The sequence below is a fragment of the Vibrio sp. ZF57 genome (genome assembly GCF_001691235.1).
In the GTDB taxonomy this organism is placed as follows: domain Bacteria; phylum Pseudomonadota; class Gammaproteobacteria; order Enterobacterales; family Vibrionaceae; genus Vibrio; species Vibrio crassostreae_C.
This window is the reverse complement of the sequence record NZ_MAKD01000099.1, coordinates 44,772-65,776: the sequence shown is the minus strand read 5'-3', so window position 1 is coordinate 65,776 and position 21,005 is coordinate 44,772. Positions and strand designations below refer to the sequence as shown.

The 21,005-nt window shown below is 44.7% G+C and carries 13 protein-coding genes; 10 read left to right on the top strand and 3 right to left on the bottom strand.

All coding sequences use genetic code 11. The features are described from left to right. From A6D97_RS15715 to dbpA, 9 genes are all read left to right on the top strand, one after another. Positions 1–8,488, top strand: an 8,488-nt coding sequence (locus A6D97_RS15715; protein ID WP_240492704.1) for an RTX toxin, incomplete at its 5' end; no start/stop codon positions are given. A gap of 33 nt (positions 8,489–8,521) precedes the next feature. Continuing rightward, positions 8,522–10,681, top strand: coding sequence for a type I secretion system permease/ATPase (locus A6D97_RS15710; RefSeq protein WP_065584758.1), 2,160 nt, complete (start codon positions 8,522–8,524; stop codon positions 10,679–10,681). Continuing rightward, positions 10,674–11,999, top strand: a complete 1,326-nt coding sequence (locus A6D97_RS15705) for an HlyD family type I secretion periplasmic adaptor subunit (protein ID WP_065584757.1) — start codon at positions 10,674–10,676, stop codon at positions 11,997–11,999. The genes A6D97_RS15710 and A6D97_RS15705 overlap by 8 nt, the downstream gene beginning before the upstream one ends. 34 nt (positions 12,000–12,033) lie before the next feature. After that, complete coding sequence (locus tag A6D97_RS15700) at positions 12,034–13,347, top strand: TolC family outer membrane protein (RefSeq protein ID WP_065584756.1); 1,314 nt, start codon at positions 12,034–12,036, stop codon at positions 13,345–13,347. Then, positions 13,347–13,985, top strand: coding sequence for an OmpA family protein (locus tag A6D97_RS15695; protein ID WP_017059473.1), 639 nt, complete (start codon positions 13,347–13,349; stop codon positions 13,983–13,985). The genes A6D97_RS15700 and A6D97_RS15695 overlap by 1 nt, the downstream gene beginning before the upstream one ends. Continuing rightward, positions 13,985–14,929 (top strand): substrate-binding domain-containing protein, encoded by a 945-nt coding sequence (locus A6D97_RS15690; protein ID WP_065584755.1) that lies wholly within the window; start codon positions 13,985–13,987, stop codon positions 14,927–14,929. The genes A6D97_RS15695 and A6D97_RS15690 overlap by 1 nt, the downstream gene beginning before the upstream one ends. A gap of 210 nt (positions 14,930–15,139) precedes the next feature. Further along, entirely contained in the window at positions 15,140–15,727 is a 588-nt protein-coding gene (locus A6D97_RS15685) for a hypothetical protein (RefSeq protein WP_017071598.1), read from the top strand. A gap of 217 nt (positions 15,728–15,944) precedes the next feature. Further along, positions 15,945–16,853: an aldo/keto reductase family oxidoreductase gene (locus A6D97_RS15680; protein WP_017064347.1), complete on the top strand. Its 909-nt coding sequence runs from the start codon at positions 15,945–15,947 to the stop codon at positions 16,851–16,853. Positions 16,854–17,001: 148 nt separating this feature from the next. Then, positions 17,002–18,381, top strand: a complete 1,380-nt coding sequence (dbpA, locus tag A6D97_RS15675; RefSeq protein WP_017064348.1) for an ATP-dependent RNA helicase DbpA — start codon at positions 17,002–17,004, stop codon at positions 18,379–18,381. A 140-nt stretch (positions 18,382–18,521) separates the two neighbouring features. Here the strand turns inward: dbpA and A6D97_RS15670 are convergent, their stop codons facing one another. After that, the gene (locus tag A6D97_RS15670) at positions 18,522–18,695 is read right to left on the bottom strand and encodes a hypothetical protein (protein ID WP_017064349.1); all 174 of its coding nucleotides are present in this window, start codon (positions 18,693–18,695) and stop codon (positions 18,522–18,524) included. Positions 18,696–18,998: 303 nt separating this feature from the next. On the opposite strand from A6D97_RS15670, the gene A6D97_RS15665 reads away from it, so the two are divergent. Next, positions 18,999–19,835 carry a DUF6279 family lipoprotein gene (locus A6D97_RS15665; RefSeq protein ID WP_017071600.1) on the top strand — a complete coding sequence of 279 codons (837 nt, stop codon included), beginning with the start codon at positions 18,999–19,001 and terminating at the stop codon, positions 19,833–19,835. Between the two features lie 65 nt (positions 19,836–19,900). Here A6D97_RS15665 and A6D97_RS15660 read toward each other — a convergent pair whose 3' ends face one another. Continuing rightward, positions 19,901–20,524 carry a 3'-5' exonuclease gene (locus A6D97_RS15660; RefSeq protein ID WP_017068401.1) on the bottom strand — a complete coding sequence of 208 codons (624 nt, stop codon included), beginning with the start codon at positions 20,522–20,524 and terminating at the stop codon, positions 19,901–19,903. 70 nt (positions 20,525–20,594) lie between these two features. Further along, positions 20,595–20,996: a PPC domain-containing DNA-binding protein gene (locus tag A6D97_RS15655; RefSeq protein WP_017059481.1), complete on the bottom strand. Its 402-nt coding sequence runs from the start codon at positions 20,994–20,996 to the stop codon at positions 20,595–20,597. Positions 20,997–21,005 lie beyond the last annotated feature (9 nt).

Below are 21,005 nucleotides of genomic sequence, written 5' to 3'. Positions count from 1 at the left end.
CGTCAAAGATACGCTAGCGGATATCAGTGTCGATTTTGATGGTTTTGGTGATGAGTATTACAACTTAGCCGAAATTACTAATGGTGCCTTGGTTGGCACGGTTGAGGATGTTGAAGACGGTCAAACGATCACTATTACCCTTACCGATAGCCTTAATGTCTCCCAAGTTTATACGACCACAGTAGTTGGCGGAAATTGGACGCTGACAGGTCAAGACTATTCGGGGTTTGCAGAAGGAATCTTAACCGTAGAGGCTAGCGTTACGGATGTTGCGGGCAATACTGTTACTTCTAGCGATATAATCGTTAAGGATACTCTGGCAAGTATCACAGCAAAATTCGATGATGCCGACAACATACTCAACACTGAAGAGGTTCAATCTGTTCGTCTACAAGGTGTTGTTCAAAATGTAGAAAATGGACAGCCTATTACCGTCACAGTTTCGGATAGCAATAATCAGTCTATCACGTTACAAACCGTAGTTGTTGCAGGGGCTTGGAGCATCGATGATGTCGATCTGTCTGCATTTGCGGATGGCAACATTACCGTAGAAGCAGTTACCGTTGATATTGCAGGTAATGAAACAACGGGCACAGACTCGACAGGAAAAATTGATACCGTCCCACCTGTTATCGATATTGATACCTTATCTGGTTTCAACATCTTAGATTTTCGTAGTGGTGATTTAACCACCATGCAGGGTACGACCGATGTTTCCGAAGGTTTACCTGTCTACATAGAGATCAATGATGGTACGCAAACGCTGACTTTTGAAGGTGTAGTTGATGCGTCCGGTGGCTGGCTAGTCGAGAATATTGATGTCTCTAGCTTAGACCCATCTACTGAGTGGATTATAGATGCGAGAGTGGCCAATTCGATTGGCAATGAAGTCAGCGATGACATGCCAAGTATTATACTGCCAGGTTCAGTCTCATTTTCTGAAAGCACGGTCGGGATCTTCGGAGATCAAACCCAAGTTGCTGACATCAATATTCAGTTTGCTGACGAGTTTGCTTTTAGTGCAAACCAAGTCTCTGCCGAGGGAGTGACGTCTCAAGGTCAATCTATCGCTATTGCATTAGAGTCTGACGGCCAAGTGCTCAAAGCAACACGAACCGATGGAACACTGGTTTTCGAAGCTAAGATTGTTGGAGATACCGTTGAGATCACCTTTTACCAAGCGGTTGACCAACAAGCTGGTGAAGAGTTACTTCAAACGGCGATCATTATCGAAGGTCTTCAGATTGATGACGATGGAACCACTGAGCTCGTTTTAGGCGAATTACCGATCACGATTCTAGATTCCGAACCTTTGCTGTTCGGCGAGTCTTACTCGATGGTTGAAGGTGAAATATCGTCAGGCAACGTTCTTAGCAATGACATTGACCTTGATACTGCTCTAACCATTAGTAGCGTCGAAGTTGGTGGAGTCAGCAAGGACATTTCAGGTGCAACTCCTGCGGTGTTCAATACCGGGGATGGTGTATTGACCGTATTTGCCAATGGCCAGTGGACCTTTGAAGCAAATCGAAATCTAGATCATAACCAAGACCATACCGTTATCTTCAATTACGTTGCCGCTGACTCTAGTGGTGATTTTGGTTCTGCAACGGCGACCATTGATATCACTGATGGTGCGGCAGGACAGATATTGGATGATTCGAAAACGGTGACGGAAGTCGACGTGACCTCTGGTTCGCAAACCATCAATGCTCAATTTACGATATTAGGTGGTTCGGATAACCCAGACCCCGATTCTATACAATTTAGCTCAGAGACCGTCGCGCAACTAGAAGCATTAGGTATCACTTCGGGGGGCGATTCTACGGCACTTTCTTACACCCTCAGCGCTGACGGTCGTACTATTACAGCTAAGCAAGGTGACGATGATGTGTTCTCGTTTTCAATGACGACAACGGTCGACGGGAATAATGTACTTGCTGATATTGTGTTTGTGATTGAACACCCACTCGATCATGTTCTTACCAGTGATTTACTCACGATTCCGTTGAATATTATTGGTACAGATACTGATGGCACTGCTTTAGAAAACGGCCAAATATCATGGGTGATAGAAGACGGTAATGATCCGAGTTTGGTTCTTGATTCAAATGCTTCAGTCAACGAGTCGGATCTAAGCAATGATCCTATCGGTGAAGTCAGTAGCACCGGAACCTTCAGTGTTGGGATTGGCAGTGATTACTTAGACAGTGTGTTCTTTGATCTAGCAGATCAACCTCAGCTCTTCAGCGGCGGTGAACAGATTTATTACACTGTTTTTGAGGATGGAACATTATTGACTGGCTACGCCGGACCAGTAGTGGGTGGCGATGTTGCCTTTACTGTGAGTTTTGCCGCGCCCGCATCCGGTGATGTAGACAGCAGTGTGGATTATGTCTTCACTCTTTATAAAGGCTTAGATCAAACCAATGGTACGGATTCTCTTCCTTTTACCGTTACTGCTCGCGATTCAGATAATGATGAAACCAAACTAGACCTTAACATCTCTATTACTGACGGTGGTGAACCGTTTATTGGAAGTGGAACTGTTGAACTATCTGAAACCCCTATCGCCAATACGACACCAGATAGTGTAAAACAAAGCGCAGTGGTAAATTTGGATATCACGGCATCGCATGATCCTATCGTTTATCTTGGTATTGATGTGACAAACGGTCAGGCGGTTTTAGATGGTGATGGGGAAGCCGTTACTCATAATGGTGAAGCTTTAACTTGGAGAGACAATGGTGACGGCAGTTTCGATGCGATATTAAGTAATGGCGATGTCATTATGCAGATTCGTCTACCTTCGGACTATTTCCTAGAAGCCAATGCCTCCGGTACAGTTGCCGTTGAGATTGATCTATATCGCTCTATTGACCATGGCACTGGGTTAAAAGATACCGAATTGAATATACCGACAACGGTTGTCGTTATTGATTCAGACGGTTCGCGATCCACTCAAGAGTCAGATATTAAAATATACGATGGTAAGGATCCTGCATTCTCGATTGTAGGCAGCATATCTGTCGATGAAGATGGACTCATTGGTGACAAGGAACAAACAGGGACTGAAGAACCAAGTCCATCGATAGCTATTATCCAAGGATCGGACGATATCGCATCCGTTTCAATCAACATCGATGCTTTTGATGCCCTCGGTTACAGCAGTGGCGGACGAGCGATATCTTTGCAAGAAGTGAATGCCGATGGCTGGTATTACGCTCAAGATACGTCGGGTAACGATATCTTCCGAATTCGTTTTAACAACGATGGCACTACAGAGTTCAATCTGTATGCGCCGCTCGATCATGCAACGGGTGATGGTGAAAACAACCTAGCTGTGAATTTTGAACTGGTTGTCACTGATGTCGATGGTGATAGCTCTGATCCTGCTATCTATTCAGTCAACGTTACGGATGCGGTTCCAACTTCACGAAGCGGTTCTATTGAAATGGTTGAGGGTGATGACCTCAATGGACAGTTCCTAACCGAAGAGTTCGCAGGTGCCGATGGAGCAACTATTGTAAGTTTCGATTATCGCGGTACTACCTACACCTTTGTGGATGCTGATACTCCAATAACCATTGATCTAATCAACGATTTTGACAGTGGTAGCGTATACGGCCAATTTACCCTTTCACCTGATGGTAGCTATCAACTAACCACGAATCCCAATGTAACGACTAATCCTGCCGATCCTAAGATCGTCGATGATATTGATTATTTGGTGCGAGATGCCGACGGCGATGAAGTGGTAAGTAACGCGGAGCTCATACTGGATGATAACGAAGGCTTTATTCGTTATGAAGATTCAGAAACCACAGAAGATAACGACGCCATTATTGTTGTGAGTGTTTCTACTGGAGACGTGGACCAAAGCGAAACCGTTACTGCTATTGAATTCTCAGGAGATTCTTTGCAAGGCGGTAGCCTGTATTTAGATGGCGTATTGCTTCAAGTGGTTGATGGCAAGGTGACGCTTTCAGGCAATCAGTTAACAGCGATTGACAGTCAGTTTACCGGCCCGAATGGCCAGTTGACTTATCGACCAGCACTTCATGAATCGAATACGACCTCAACGGTTATTCTAGCGATCAACGCGATCATTAGTACTGACACGGTTCCAAAAGAGCTGACCGCAGATGTTTCTGTTTCTGTTTTACCCGTAGCGGATGCACCGGATTGGTCGGCTTCCGTATTCTCCTATCATTCAGTAGAAGATGACTCAGACCCAGTCAGTTTGGACATAACAGCTCAGCTGGTGGATCAAGATACGTCAGAAACATTGAGCTACCAGATTAGTGGGATTCCTGACGGCTTGAATTTGACGTTAAATGGCAACGCAGTCAAAGAAGGGAAATCTTACACACAGGCTCAGATTGATAAAATGGAAATCAGGGCTGACGACAACCTAGCGGGTCGCTTTGAGTTTGAGATTACTGCGGTTGCAACAGAGTCTGGCAATTCATTCGCTGACCCAGATGATAAAACGGCAAGTATTGTACATACCGTTACTGTCGATATTTCACCTGATGCTGATACTCCTCATGTGTCTGTTAAAGACTACAAGGGACTAGAGGATGAAGCTATTTACCTCAAAGACGTTATTGAAGGCGCTTTGGCGGACACCGATGGTTCTGAATCGTTAAGTTATATTATCCAAGTTCAAGATGGCTGGTCTGTTGAAGGTGATGGTACCGCAAAGATAGGCAATAACTCCTATTCAGTCACTGCCGAAGCTATCGCCAATGGTGTTGCTTATATTCAGCCTAAAGAAGACATCAGTTCCTTTACTGAAGATCTGTCAATAGACGTAACAGCAATAGCGACTGAGTCGACGATCGATTCACTTATTCCTATCAATGGGCAAGCGTCAAGTGATACAAAAACCATAAATATCTTTTTGAAAGGTGTTGTGGATGAACCTATCGCGGTAGACGGTGGTAATGGTCATTGGCAATACGACAGTGACAGTAAAGTCATCAGCAACCAATCGGTCTTGAATGAAGATGGGTTAATACAGCTCGACTTCCTCATACAAACGACGGATGACGATGTTTCAGAAGAAATTAATATACTCCTGACCAATATTCCTGATGGCACCTTGCTGGTGGATTCACTGGGTGAGCCAGTGTCGTTAACCATCGCCTATATTGACGATGTAACAGGGCCAGTATTCCAGGTTTCTAACGCTCAACTGAATGATTTGTATCTCAAGCCAATTCCGGATTTTAGTGGCGAGCTAGAGCTAACTGTTATTGCTATCTCGACAGAGCCTGATGGCGATTCGGGTGAGTTCCCGATGACGTTGAAGGTAGAGTTAGCACCGATTGTCGATCAAGAAGATGGCCAAACGGTTAGTACTCAAGGTATTGAAGACAGCCAAATTGGATTGAATCTAGAGCCATCAGTGAATCAAGATGTTGATGGTAGTGAGTCTTTAACGGGTTATGTGATTGATAGCCTTCCTGCTGACCTGACTCTCTATTTCGATGGCAGTGTTATTGATGTGCCGGTTTCAGGGTTAGATTTAGAAAGTTTATTAGACTCTACGACGCCAACACTGTCCGAGCTTTTAAGTAGCGGAAGACTATCCGTCACCGCTACTGAAGATTTGAGCGGTACATTTTCGATCCCAATTACCTACGAAGTTACCGACACTTCGCCGACAGGCTCGACTGATGTAAAAGATATCTCGGGATCAATCAGTGTCACCGTCGATGCGAGGGTTGAGTCAGATACTCGTTTAGAAAGCTCTGGTCAGCTATACATCAGTGATGACGGCTCTCCAGTCAACGTGTCTGATGCCGTTACTTTTGTTGACGCTGATATGGATGGCTCAGAATACTTAGATTATATCTTGATCGATGTGCCTGATGGTTATTCGTTGATTATCGATCACCCGAACGGAGCCGCTCAAGATCTTTCAGGAAACTGGATTATCTCTGCGAACGGTCTTACGAGTGACTCTATCCAAGAGTTGGCGCAAGAAGTCTTGAGCGGTATGACGATCTCCAGCCCAAGCGATACTCCCGTTTTAGATATTGTGGTTCGTGCTCGTGTGATTGATGGCGAAGATTCGAAGTATATTGATACTTCATTCCAAATTCAGATCACTGGCCATGACGGCGGTGGCGGTACTTGTGACCCTGTTGGCCCACCAAGTCCCATTCAACCGGGTGGTGATATTAAGACTAATGAAGGCGAAGATATCGATTTAACGGGCTTGCTCAATACCAATGTAGCGAGTGACCCAGACAATACGATCTCTTTCTATATTCCTGCCGATTCGCTTCCTGAAGGCGTTGAGATTTCTGGAGATGGCGTTATTGCTGAATATGACGCGTCTGGCGAAATCGTTGGTTATTCGATCACTGCCGATGGCCTCTCGAAATTGACGTTAACTGGATTGGACGAAGACTTCGCTGGGTGTATTGATTTCACGATAGAGACGATTGAAACCTCGCCGTGTAATGGTGAGACTGTAACGACAGCTCAAACTATTAGTATTCAAGTCTTGCCTGTTGTGGATGACATCACCGTTGCCACGGATTCGACAACGATTCAAGAAGACATCGCCACGGATCTTAATCTTGAGCTTGTTCTTGGAGATAGCGTTGAAGATGGACAATTAATCACTGGTGAAGGCAATAGCGCTACCGGTAAAGAAACCGTTAACTCTCTAACGGTGAGCATTTCGAATGGAGCGACCTTGTCTGAAACTCCAACTGACACCGGGTTGTTAGTTGATAATGGCAATGGTACTTGGACGGTAACGGATCCTAGCCGCTTGAGTGATGTGTTAGTTACGCCACCTGAGCATTACAGTGGTGAAATTACCCTCACTGTGACAGCAAATATTACCGATGAAGCGGATTGCGTGACAGAAACGGATACGCAAGATAAAACGACGGTCGTGACTATTACTGTTGAGCCAGTCGCTGATGCGGCGAACTTGATAACAGAGGATATTATCGGAGATGAAGATAATTACATTTCGTTGTCATCACTTAGCGCAGAGCTGATTGACCAAGATGGTTCTGAAAACATGTCGCTTTCGTTGAAGGGAGTTCCTGAAGGCGCAGTTGTCGCGATTAAAATCGGAGACAACTATGAGTTGGTTCCAAACAATGGTGCTGATGGCGGTACCTTCGATGGAAACCCTACCTATGAGTGGCAGTTAGATCCAAGTCAGTTATCTAATCTAGTCATTCTGCCACCAAGAGACTTTAGTGGTGACATTAATCTGTCTCTAGAGGCGATTACTCAAGAAATTGGTACGACGGATATCCGTTATACACAATCTGAATTTACTGTAGGTGTTAACCCTATAGGTGACAGAGTTGAGTTCTTCGATTTACCTGAACAGCTCACTGGAAGTGAAGATGATGGCATCGTGATTCCTCTTGATGCCAATAGCTTTGAAACTAACAGTGATGAGTTTTTAGCAATTACGGTAACAGTGAATGGAACTTCGGACCCATCAGGGTTAGTTGGGTTAGACCGAATTCGAATTGGATCAGAAACCAGTTCTTTCACCAGTGTTGGTGGCATCATACAGGCGACGATCCTCGTTAAAGCAAGTTCTGTTGATGAGCTCGAATTCTTTGCAGGCGATGCGTTTGGTAACCTCGATATTACGATTACCGGCCGAACGGTTGATCAAAATACGGTACTCGGTGAGTTAGTGGTCGACACGGGTGACCCGAGCTCGCAAGACATGACGCTTATTATCACACCAGAGCCTGATGCACCGTTATTGAGCGTTGAATATTCTTCGATCGTGGCAGAAGCAAGTGGCACGATTCCTCTTGGTTTAGACCTTTCTCTTGTAAACCCTGCTGATTCAGAAGTGGGCTTCATTACAATTCATGATATTCCCGCAGGTTTGACGTTCTCACACGGCTCTATGGTCTATGGTCAATATGTGGTGGACTTGGCAGATGTGCCTAACCTAGCGATTACCGGGGGCTACAACAGTGGTGATCAATTTGACCTAACGATAGAGCCGTCTGCAGAGATAGGCAATAACCAAGCGGTCGGGTTACCCCAAACCGTATCGATTGAGTTTGTCGCTGAAGGGGATTCTACGATTACCGCGACAGATGATAACGATCTGTTGATTGGCGGTACAGGCTCTGACAATTTTGTGTTCGCATCTTCAGGCTTAGGGAGTGCAGAAGCACCAAGCTACGATGTGATTCAAGATTTTGATGCGTCTCCAGACACTGATGCAATTGACCTCTCGGGTATTTTGGGAAGCCTAGGGCTTAATACAGGGCTAGGGGCAACACAATATCTAGATTTAGAAGAATCTGGTGAAGGTGTGACCATTTCTATTAAACCTAATGGTGACGAAGACGTTCAACAAAACATCTTGCTAGCTGATGTCACGTACGACGATCTGTATCAAGGTGACAGTAGCAGTGCATTAGAAGCACAAATTTTACAAAAAATGATAGAAGACAATAATTTAACGCTGTAAGTTAGATGTACAGTCTATAAAAGGAAGTTTAGATTGGTAGAACAAAAAGACAGCTGGCTAGCTTGTGTTGAGTGGTTGTGTGAGCATTTTAATGTTCGCAGTCACCCTTCCAAAATAGTGTCTGGCCTACCTTTAAATGAAGGCAGGCTCAATGAATCCCTTTTTCCAAGAGCGATTGAGAAATCGGGGTTAACGCTGAGCCACGTTAAAAAAGAATTACTGACTCAATGTCAGTTCCCCGTTGTTGCTGTTAATTCCGCGACAGGGAGTCCCGTTGTCGTCACTCAAGGCTCCGGTGGCGACTTTCAAGTATTGGATTGTGAAAACAACTCAAGCCAAGAAACATCGTTAAAAGACTTGGTTGCTCAAGTGGAATCGTATGTGTGGCAAGTGGGTGCTCAAGCGCTTGATGATGCGCGTGTTCAATCCCATGAACGTAGCGAGAATAAGTCCAACACCCGTTGGTTATGGCGTGTCGTCAAGGAAGTGAAACCTTGGTATCGAGACCTGTTTATCGCTTCATTCTTGATCAACTTGCTCGCGCTAGTAGTTCCTCTTTTTACCATGAATGTGTACGACCGTGTTGTACCAAACCAAGCGTTTAACACGCTTTGGGTGTTGGCGGCAGGCGTTGGTATTGTCGTTATTTTTGATTGGGTGTTGAGAAGCTCACGAAGCTCTGTGACTGACATGGCTGGGCGCTATATTGATAACAAGTTGTCTTCTCAACTGTTCTCTAAAGTCCTTGGTATGAAGCTGGAAAATCGACCTCAGTCGGTAGGCGCATTTGCCAGACAGCTTCAAGATTTCGATAGTGTTAAAGATTTCTTCACTTCTATTTCTTTGGTTACTTTAGTCGACCTGCCATTTACCTTGCTGTTCCTGTTCCTTATCGGTTGGCTTGGTGGTGCAATGATGTTTATCCCAGTCGCAATTATGCTGGTATTGATTGTGCTGAGCATTGCGATGAAAGGTAAAGTCGAGAAAACATTCGATGAAACCGCACGTTTGTCGACACAAAGACAAGCCCAGCTGTTTGATTGCTTAACAACCCTTCCGGATATCAAGCAAAACAATGCTGAGGGTATTACCCAGAAGCGTTGGGAACAGACGATTTCGTCGCTCTCTCAATGGCAGACTCAATCTCGTCATTACTCCAATATCGTGACGCACTCTATTCAGTCCAGTCAGCAGATCGTTACCATCACTCTGATCATCTTCGGCGTGTATCAGATCTCTGAAGGCTTGCTGAGTATGGGTGGTTTGATAGCCGTTGTGATGTTGAGTGGGCGCGCTGCAAGTTCGGTGAACCAGCTTTCTCTTCTATTGCTGAGGTTCCAGCAAACACGTTCGGCCGTTGAAGGGCTGAATCAGATTATGGAGCTACCTCAGGAAGAGTCCAAACACCAAGTTATCGACAAAGGAGACTTTGATGGTGGGGTTAGGTTAGATGAAGTGACGTTTACTTATCCAGAGACTCAAAGCCCTGCATTAAAGGAGATTTCCCTAGAGATCAAACCGGGTGAGCGAGTTGGTCTTGTCGGTGCGGCAGGCGCGGGTAAAACAACTCTACTATCGATTGTTGCGCGCCAGTATTTGCCAACAACAGGACAAGCTTTCTATCAAGAAATCGATGGGCAATTATGGCCAACCAGCGTTCTGCGTAGTGGCATGGGTTGGGTAGGGCAAACCACTAATCTTATTTTTGGCAGTGTTTACGACAACGTTACGCTTGGTGCGACCAACGTTGATGAAGAAAAGCTAAGACAAGCTCTTCAACAGTCGGGTTTGAATGGTTACATGGGGCGCCTAAGCAATGGCCTTGAAACACCTGTCGGTGAGGGTGGTCGGTTACTTTCTGGTGGTCAGCGCCAAGCCGTTGCCATTGCGAGAGCTCTGTATCGTTGTCCAAAGTTATTGATCATGGATGAGCCCACCAGCGCGCTAGATAATCAGGCCGAGATTCAGTTCTTTAATGCACTTCAAAGTATGCCGAGAGAAACCTCAATGCTAATCAGCTCCCATAAGTCTTCATTCTTGATGATGTGTGATCGTGTTGTTGTATTGGATAAAGGTCAAATCGTGGCAGAAGGTGAACCTAAAGAAATTCTCTCTTTACAGAAGAAAAGTGTACCTAAAGGTACGAGCCGGTTTAAGACGGTATCTGTGGTGAAGGGAGGTCGTCATGAGTAATGATATTCAATGGACCAACAACCACTTAGCATTCCGCTCTCGAAAGCTGATTTGGTTGAGTGCTCTACTCATTGTATCAATTATCGGTTGGGCTACGTGGGCAACATTAGAAGAAGTGGTTATCGGCGAGGGCAAAGTCGTTCCTAGCCTTTCTGTACAAACCATTCAGAGCTTAGAAGGCGGTCTAGTTCAAGAGATCATGGTGCGACAAGGTCAATCAGTAGTGAAAGGACAGCCCTTGGCTAAGCTCGAAGACACTCGTTTTAAAGCGGCTTTTTTAGAGTCGGCTCAACAAGCGGATACCTTACTGGCCCAACAATTAAGATTGAAAGCAGAGCTGTCGACCGTTGTTTTAAATAACGATGCAAAACAGTGGTTTGAACGAGTTGTCTTGGTGCCACAAGATATTGTCATCGATGTATCGAGCCATCCGGCATTAATGAACGCCAAAGCCAACTATCGAGAACGTTTAGGTCAGTTGAAATCGGAACTGGAAGAGGCGGCACTTCGCATTGAGCAACAAGACCAAGCACGTGTCGATACGCTCAATAATATTCAGACTCTTGAAAGCAGCCTCGAGATTGTGATTCGTGAACGCAACATGCTCAAAGACGTGGTGGCGAGTGGTGCTGTTGCTGAAGTTGAACTACTGAAGTTGAACCGTGATGTGGTCAAACTGAAAGGTGATATTGCCAGCTCGAAAGTGGCGGCTCAGAAACAGATAGCTGCCTACTCAGAGTCGATAGCGGATCATCGAAGTATCGCTTTAGATTTTCGTACCAAAGTGCAAGGCCAGTTGAATGAAGTGGCGAGCAAGATAGCGCAGCTGAACGAAAGCCAGCAGGCGATTGCCGACCAACTCAAGCGTACTGAAATTGTCGCGCCCGTTGATGGCACAGTCAAAGAGATCTTTGTGCGTACCATTGGTGGTGTAGTTCGTCCCGGCGAGCCGATCATTGAGATCATTCCATCAAACAGTGACCTGATTGTTGAAGCGAGAATCTCTCCGCAAGATATTGCGTTTGTTCATAACGGGTTAGGTGCAACAGTGAAATTCACGGCCTACGATTTCGTCATTTATGGCGGACTTAAAGGCGAGGTGATTTACGTGAGTGCCGACGCCTTACAAACGGAAGACGGAAACGCCTATTATCGTGCCCATATTCAGTTAAACGAAGACCAGCAACAAAACTCTGCCTTTAGCATTATCCCAGGGATGCAAGTCGCGGTCGATATATTAACCGGAGAGAAAACAGTATTGAGTTATTGGTTAAAACCTATTTTACGAGCTAAGGAAAACTCACTTCGTGAACGATGAAGTGGGTTAAAGCATAAATATAAAAGGAAGTGTAATGCATTCAAAATTCTTACTCTCTTCTTGCTTGCTAATGAGTGGGCTGTCTCAAGCAGCTTCATTAGAAGAGTCCGTGGCCTTTGCCATCGACTATAGCCCAGAGATATTGGCGCAATACTCCCGATACCAATCGGTGGTCAGAGACGGAGACGCTGCGAGTGGTTTGTATATGCCACAAGTGAACTTGTACGCGGCAGCAGGCTATGAAGAGACACGCTACAACAGTGGCAGCAAACTCGATAGCGATGATAGAGGCCTAACGAGAACGGAAATTGGCGTTAAAGTATCCCAGTTACTATTCGATGGTTTTAAAACGACCTCGAATGTCGACCGACTGACGTTCGAAGCGGAAGCTGAGCGTCTAACTCTGATTTCGCGAGCTGAAAACGTATCGTTAGATGTGGTGAGAAATTACCTCGATATCCTCAAGGCAGAGACGCTACTTGAACTGTCTAAGCGTAATGTAAAAGAGCACCAAGAGATCTATCAAGATATCCAAGATAAAAAGAGCAAAGGCTTGAGTAGCAACTCGGATCTGGCTCAAATCTCCGCCCGTGTTGCGACGGCGCAATCTTCACTAATCGCTGCTCAAAACAACCTGTTTGATTTACAAACTCAGTACCTACGTTTAGTCGGCAAGCCTGCTGTGAACTTGGTTTATCCACGTTTTGATTATGCTTTGTTACCAAGTTCAGCACAGGTCGCGCTTGAACAGGCTGTCGAGAATCACCCTGAAATCCAAGCTTCTTTGCTTGATATTGATGCCGCTCGTAAAGAGATGCGCCGTGAGAAGGGGGATTACTACCCAGAGCTAAAACTTGAGCTTCATGCGAACAAGAATGACAACGTATCTAACCCTCCAGGCGGTGTCGATGAAGATGCACGTATCATGTTGACGATGGATTATGACCTGTTTAATGGCTTCTCTACCGACTCCAGGGTTGAATCGTCAGCTTGGCGAGTGGAAGAGGCAAGGGCGATCCGATTACGAACAGAGCGTGAGGTTCGAGAAGGTACACAACTGGCTTGGAACGCTTACAAAATGCTTGAGCAGCAAAAATCCTTACTTCAACAGAATGTTGATGCAGCGAAAATTGCAGAGCTTGGCTATATCCAGCAATTCAATGTTGGCAGACGAAGCCTTCTTGATGTACTGGATGCAAAAGTAGAAGTGTTTTTGGCTCGAAGAAACTTCATCAGCACTGAATATGATCAAACGTTAGCGGCTTATCGAGTGTTAAATGCGATGGGTATGTTGACGTATGCGTTGAGGATTGAACATCCAGAAGAGTGGCAAGGGGAGAATAAGTAATGAGATATTTTAAACTAGCGCTACTTAGCTCTATCTTGCTAATGGGATGTGCAGAAACGCCTGATACGACAATGACACGCCACCAAATTGATGACTTAGCGGATAATGACCGAGATGGTGTGATTAACCAGCGAGATCTATGTGCCGATACGCCAGAAGGTGTAACGGTAGACATTAAAGGGTGTGCCAATTGGAAAATTGTCGAAGACGTTGAAGTATTAAGTGTGGCATTTGATTTTGATAAGTATGACCTTAAACCTGATCATACCGCTGTATTAAATGAGTTGGTGCGTTTACTAGGAGAGCAGCCTGATGCTTCGGTTACCTTGGTCGGAGATACCAGTGCTGAAGGTACAAACGTGTATAACAAAGCATTGGCCAAGAAAAGAACGGGCGTGATTCGAGACGCATTGATTGATAGAGGCATCAATGGTGAGCGAATCTTTGAACAAGAGTTTACTCAGATAACCAGCTTAACTCAGCATCTTCACAAGCGTAAGCGTAGAACGATCGCGGTGATTAAAACAGAAAGCATGGAAGTGAACCCATCTTGGAACATCTTCACTTCAGAAATGCAGCTCGATAGTAATAGCGATGTTGAGTCTAAAACGTCGATTGATCCAGTAGGAGGCCAGTAATGAAATGTCTAGCTAATAAATCGGGCTTGCTGCTTGCTGCTGTACCTGCGTTGTTCTCTGTATCGACATTTGCGAATGATGCCAGTGACATTGGTTTGGTCGCGATTGAGCCGAATATGCAGGGGCTTGTAGAAAATCTGCTTAAGAGCCAAGAGATCGACTTAGAAATCTTGTTGAGTGACAGCGTCCCAGAACAGATGATCATGCAGCGCTCGCGTGTTGGTATCACTTCCAAAAAGTGGACTGACAAAGAGATGGCAAGGTTTGATATGCGTTACGGTTATAGGCCAACAGAGCTGATGTTTACCGCTGACGTGATTGCGATTCTAGCCAATGAAAATAACCCTGCGACATCAATCACCGTCGCTGAATTAATTGATGTGTTTGGTTGTTCTAACGATCCTAAACATCCAAAATGGTCAGCAAGTAGTGATATTCGTAACGGTGAAAGCCTAGATACTCATATTTTGCCCTTTGCCATTGATCACAACCTGAAAGGCCATACTACCTTTTCAAGTTGGGTCGAATGTGGAACAGAAGGAGAATATGCCCATACTCAGTTCTTAGCGGATTTACCTGATCTGATTAATAAGATTGAAGACGAAGATGCCGCCATTGGTTACACCGTTTACTCAGATCAGATCTCTGATGTGAAATGGTTGAGCGTGGTTGATAACCTAGGTGTGAACTACGACCTAAACAAAGAAACGATCCTCTCTGGTCGTTACCCGTTAGCAACGGTTTATTACATGTACTTGAATATTCCAGCGCATCGCAAAGGCTTTACGGAACAAGAGGAGTTCTTTGTTGGGCTTACCTTGTCACAAGATCATCAAGGCGTGTTGAACCAATACGGCTTCATCAGTTTACCGCCAGAAGCTATTCAACGTAACAAAGTGAGATTGTCGCTTGAAGAGCCTGCGATTGAAGGTGGCTACAAGTAATGGGTATGTTATGTTGTAACTGTTGTGGGAGAGTGATATTCTCTCTTTCGTAATGGTTCTCAACGTGACGGATTACGTTATTCGGTGATGAAATTATCTAGCGGGCATGTATGCCCGTTTTTTTTCGCCTAAAATTTGCGACTCGAGCAGTTGTTTGTCGTTTGGTCACGTATAATGGACACTTCATATAGCGCTAAATAAGCCCAGTCGATGAAAATCTTTCAAGTTCTAATCTTGCCTCTAATGCTGTCCCTCAATGCTATTTCATTTTCAGCGCAAGCAACCGAAAGCTGGTGGCTAAGAACAGTATTTAACAGCAGCCCAAGTCTGCCGAATTCTCAAAACTATATTAATGATATCGAGTTGATGGATTGTGGTGAGATCGAAGGTACTTTGTTGTGCAGTGACTTAACCCAATATTACGACCTGGATGTGTATGTTGAACTGGAGTTGGGGGACTCAAGTGTCGAAACGGTTCGCTTAAACCTGCCATATTCGGACCTAAGTTACACAAAGCTTCAGGCATACCTTCGCCAAGATGGCTTTGCTCTCAGTTCAATTCGTATTGGTGAAGATGAATTCGATGTTACAGCTCAACTCGAACAAGCTCGAAATGAAGGTGTTGGTTTCGATAAGGTGGATAAACAGCTGGTCGAATTTATCAACGCGCCTCACGGTTCAGCAGAGCAACTGAGTGTGTGGAATGTGCCTAGCTTATCTTCTTCTAGCTCTACTTCTCCTTGGATTCAGTTACAGAGTGATGGTGACAACTTAACGGTTGAACTTAATCGTTTTTAATTGCTCAAATTTATAGATAGTTTCCTTATTTATTAGGCTAAACAAGCCTTTCAGGAGAACGGCTCGCGGGCAGACAGCAAGTTATAATTCATTTAAGTGTTCGTTTTTCTGCGGCTCTCACATTTTTAATAAGCGTTTAGCTTTGCCATTTGTTATACGTTGAGCCTTCGGTAAAACGAGCTTAGGATACGTTCAGTATTGATAAAGGAGACAACCCATGGTTGCAAGAGTAACGATAGCGCCACAAGGCCCAGAACTTTCTGAGCTGGTGCAAGGATACTGGCGTACAGCAGAGTGGGGCATGACCCCGCAACAACGCCTGACTTTCCTGAAGCAACATATTGATCTTGGCATCACAACTGTTGATCACGCGGATATTTACGGTAACTACCAATGTGAAAAGTTGTTTGGTGAGGCGTTAGCGCTTGAACCAAGCCTTCGTGATGATATTCAAATCGTCACCAAGTGCGATATCAACCTATGTGGTGACCACACTCCAGATCGTAAGATCAATCACTATGACACCAGCGCGCAGCATATTTACCAATCAGTAAATAACTCATTAGAGCACTTAGGTGTTAACGATATCGATGTATTGTTGATTCACCGCCCTGACGTGTTAATGGATGCCGATGAAGTAGCAGAAGCGTTCGCAGAGCTACACAAAGTAGGTAAAGTTAAGCACTTCGGTGTTTCTAACTTTTCACCGCGTCAGTTCGAACTGCTTCAATCTCGACTCGGTAAGCCGTTAGTGACCAACCAAGTTGAAATCAACCCATTGAACTTCGAAGTGGCTCATGATGGCACGCTAGATCAACTGCAGATGAACCGCATTCGCCCGATGGCGTGGTCTTGTCTCGGTGGTGGTAGCATCTTCAGTGGTGATTCAGCGCAAGCGGTTCGCGTTCGTGATGAGCTAGAGGCGATTCGTCAAGAAGTCGGTGCAGACAGCATTGATCAAGTGATTTACGCTTGGGTTCGTCGTTTACCATCTAGTCCAATTGCAATTATTGGTTCTGGTAAGATTGAGCGTGTGAAGACGGCCGTTGATGCACTGAAAATCGAGCTGACGCGCGAACAGTGGTATCGCGTATGGGTGGCATCTAAAGGTCACGGTGTGCCATAGAAAGCAATTCGTATAGAAGTCAAAGCCAGCTAAGTAAGCTGGCTTTTTTGTGTTCGCCTAACATGTTTCTCCAAAACTGTGATTAAGGTGGAATAATTTTCAAAAACACTCATAATGCACTCTGTTTTTCACCAGTTGGATATTTCCATTGAGCACTTCAAAATTCTCTTCAATCGCCCTTAAACCAGAGCTTCTAAATACGTTAGATTCTCTTGGTTATACTGAAATGACGCCGATCCAAGCGTTAAGTCTTCCTACTATCCTAAATGGCAAGGACGTTATCGGTCAGGGTAAAACGGGTTCAGGTAAAACAGCTGCTTTCGGTTTAGGCGTGCTGCAGAACCTACGCGTTAAGCGTTTCCGTGTTCAGTCTTTAGTGTTATGTCCGACTCGTGAGCTTGCAGACCAAGTAGCAAAAGAGATTCGTACTCTTGCTCGTGGTATTCACAACATTAAAGTGCTGACACTATGTGGCGGTATGCCAATGGGCCCACAGATTGGTTCACTAGAGCATGGCGCACACATTCTTGTGGGCACACCTGGTCGTATTCTTGATCACCTAGAGAAAGGCCGCATTGACCTGTCTGAGCTGAACACACTTGTGTTAGATGAAGCGGATCGCATGCTAGAGATGGGTTTCCAAGACGCTTTGGATGCTGTGATTGAAGCGGCGCCAAAAGAACGCCAAACTCTGCTATTCAGTGCGACTTTCCCTAAACAGATCAAATCTGTTGCAGACCGCATTATGCGCAATCCAGAAATGGTGAAGGTTGAATCAACACACGATCACTCAAGCATCCAACAACACTTCTACAAGTTAGAAGGTTCTGAAGCTCGTGATGACGCTCTAGAGTTGCTGTTACTTCATCACCAACCGGAGTCTGCGGTTGTGTTCTGTAACACTAAGAAAGAAGTGCAGAACGTAAACGATGAGCTAAGCCACCGCGGTTTCAGTGTTATCGAACTTCATGGTGACATGGAACAGCGTGAACGTGACCAAGCTTTGGTTCAGTTCTCAAACAAAACCATCTCGATTCTAGTGGCGACAGACGTTGCGGCTCGCGGTCTTGATGTTGATAACCTAGATGCTGTGTTCAACTTTGAATTGTCTCGCGACCCTGAAGTTCACGTACACCGTATTGGTCGTACTGGCCGTGCAGGAAGCAAAGGCGTAGCGATCAGCTTCTTTAGCGAAAAAGAGATGTACCGTGTTGCTCAAATTGATGAGTACATGGACATGCCAATCGAGCCATCTGAACTGCCAGCAAAACCAATTGCTAAGCCGTACTACTCAAACATGGTTACCATCCAAATTGATGGCGGTAAGAAAGCTAAGCTTCGTGCTGGTGATATTCTTGGCGCACTGACGGGCCAAGGCGGCATTGATGGTAAATCAGTAGGTAAGATCAATCTGTTTGCAATGCGTGCTTACGTAGCGGTAGAAAGATCTGTGGCTAAAAAAGCACTGAACAAAATCGAATCAGGTAAAATGAAGGGTCGTCAATTCCGCGCCCGAATCCTGAAGTAATTCGAGACTGAATCCCTTTGCTGCGATATGTCTAATTAACGACATTGCTAATTAATGGCATTGCAGTAAAGGGTGTTCCACAAAATGCCACTCAAGTTTCTTATCTTAGGTTTATCGACCTAGTCCTCTATACCAAAGCATTATTCATCGGGTCTTATCGAATAAAGATCGTTGATATGCTTTCCTTCGCTAAGATACCAAGTCATCGCTTCTTGTCGATTGTGAACCAATATCGTGATTGTGGTTATTGAACCATCGTCAAAATAACAAAGCTCATATTCTAAATCGCTTGGATGATCAGGAATAGCGGCCATAGCTTCCCTCCCAAATATCAATCATTTTAAATACGTCAACCCAACTCATTTATAGGGCTCGTATCACGTCAAATGAGTAATAAAATCAAGTTACATCACTGCCATTAATTATTTTTAGTTTAATCATTTGCCTAAATAGCTAGATTAGCAAGTTTGGGTCTCAATTTATCTCAAAGTTTTTACGGCCACTGTTTATTAAGACTACTTTTATAAGAGCTAGAATTAGCGTTATAAAAACTGGGCTAACCTTAAAGGGATGAGTTAATCGGTTTGTGGCTTTGTTGAATGTCGTGAGAGGGTAGAATGAGAAAGTGCCGGTGGTTAGTTTTAGTGATCTGTTTTCTATTTACTGGGTGCGGGACCAAGTTCGCCTATAACAATATAGGTTGGTTTGTCGTTAGCTATATAGAAGATTTTGTTTCCCTCTCAAATAGCCAAGAATCAGAGCTTGAAGAGCGATTAGATATATTACAAAAATGGCATAAAGAAACTCAGCTACCTCTGTACATCTCGCAATTAGAAGCGATTCAAAACGTAGATCGGTCGGATATGAATCCCGCTTTTATTGTGGGCCAAAGTGAACAAACGAAAGAGCATATTCGCACAATCGTCAATAAGTTCGCTCCAGATATTTACGCCTTGAGTATGCAGCTTAGCCCTAAGCAAGACAGGGAGTTTTTAAAGAACTTTCGTGAAAAGCAGCAAGACTATTATGAAGAAAGGTTGTCGTTGAACGATGACGATTCGAGAGAGCGATACCGAAACAGAATAGAAGAGCGTGCAGAACGGTGGTTAGGTTCAGTATCGAAAGAACAAAAACAGATTATTTTGGCTTGGTCTAAAGAGTGGGTAAATACCAATAGCAGTTGGCGACAATATCAAAACAACATCTATCAAGAGCTAACGACGCTGATGGCAAAGAAGAGCGACCTACATATTGCTCAGCCAATTATTATGAAGTTGCTTTTAAACAATGAAGCTTATTATCCTGCTGAACTTGAGCCGCAGCTTAACCAAAATATGGAAACATCAGCCAAGTTTTTAGTAGATATGGCCGCGACCAGCAGTAACAAGCAGTGGGCGTATTTTATGAATGAGTTAGAAAGCCTCAAAGGAACGTTGGAGTCATTGCAAGAGTAGAGCGTTCTTTTTAAAGGCTAACGGTCATTATCGAGCTAGCCTTTCATCAAACTGAATTTCGGAACCTAACCCCTGTTGCTCATAAGTAGTTTTGGAATCGAACCTTTGGCTGTCCTAGATATTTTCTGCATCAGTTGAAAGCTTGGCTGTTGAATGCCGTGATCACTTTGCAATTCATCAATCATCAATAACCACAACCTTGCTGTCATTTCTGAATCGGCTAACGCTCTGTGGAAAGTACCGTCGTTGTCGATATTTTTGAAACGCACAAGGTCGCCTAGCTTATGAGTTGGTGCGTCTTGGATTAGACGACGAGCTATCAACATTGAGCAAGCGAACTGTCCATTGTAATCGCGACCAATATTATCTAATTCCGCATCAAGAAAGCGCTTATCAAATGAGGCATTGTGAGCGACAAGTTGGCTGTCTTGAATGAAGTCTGCAAACTCATCCATCACTTCACTACAACTGGCCGCTGTGCTTAACATACGGTTACTGATTCCGGTATAACCTTCAATGAATCCACTCACACGAAATCCCGGGTTCATGAGCTGCTGGAAGGTGTCGACGACTTCGCCGTTAACGAGTTTAACCGCACCGATCTCAATCGCTCGGTCGCCCATATTTGGTGATAAGCCTGTGGTCTCGAAATCGAGAACGATAACGGAATCTGCGGAGTTTGGAGCCATCGTGTTTCCTAATTGCTGTTTGGTAGTATCGCTTTGTATGGGGCGTTTGGTGTTGCTATGGGTAAATCAGTTATTTGCTATTGCTGATAGTAAGTTCAGTGTAACCCGTCGAATCGTCATGCTCTCTGTTGAAGGTCAAGGTATCGTAGCGGTGAACAATCAATTCAGCCGTGGTCGCGATAATCGTCCCTTCAAGCAAATGCCCACCAATTACATTGCCATTCTCATCAGCAACGGAGATATGAATATGCTGGTGGTTTGGGGTTAGCGTTGCCATCACCGAGACTATTTCGAACGGAGCTTGAACTAGCTTGGTGTTGTTGGCATTAGCTAAGCGAATATTGAGTTGAGAAACACATCCGACACAAGACGCAATAGAGCCCGCGGAGATATTGTGCGCTGTCACTAGCCTCTGGATCTCTAGCTTTAGGTCTTGGCCGCGGGTTAATCTCGTTGCGATAGGAGTGATCATCTTATTGCC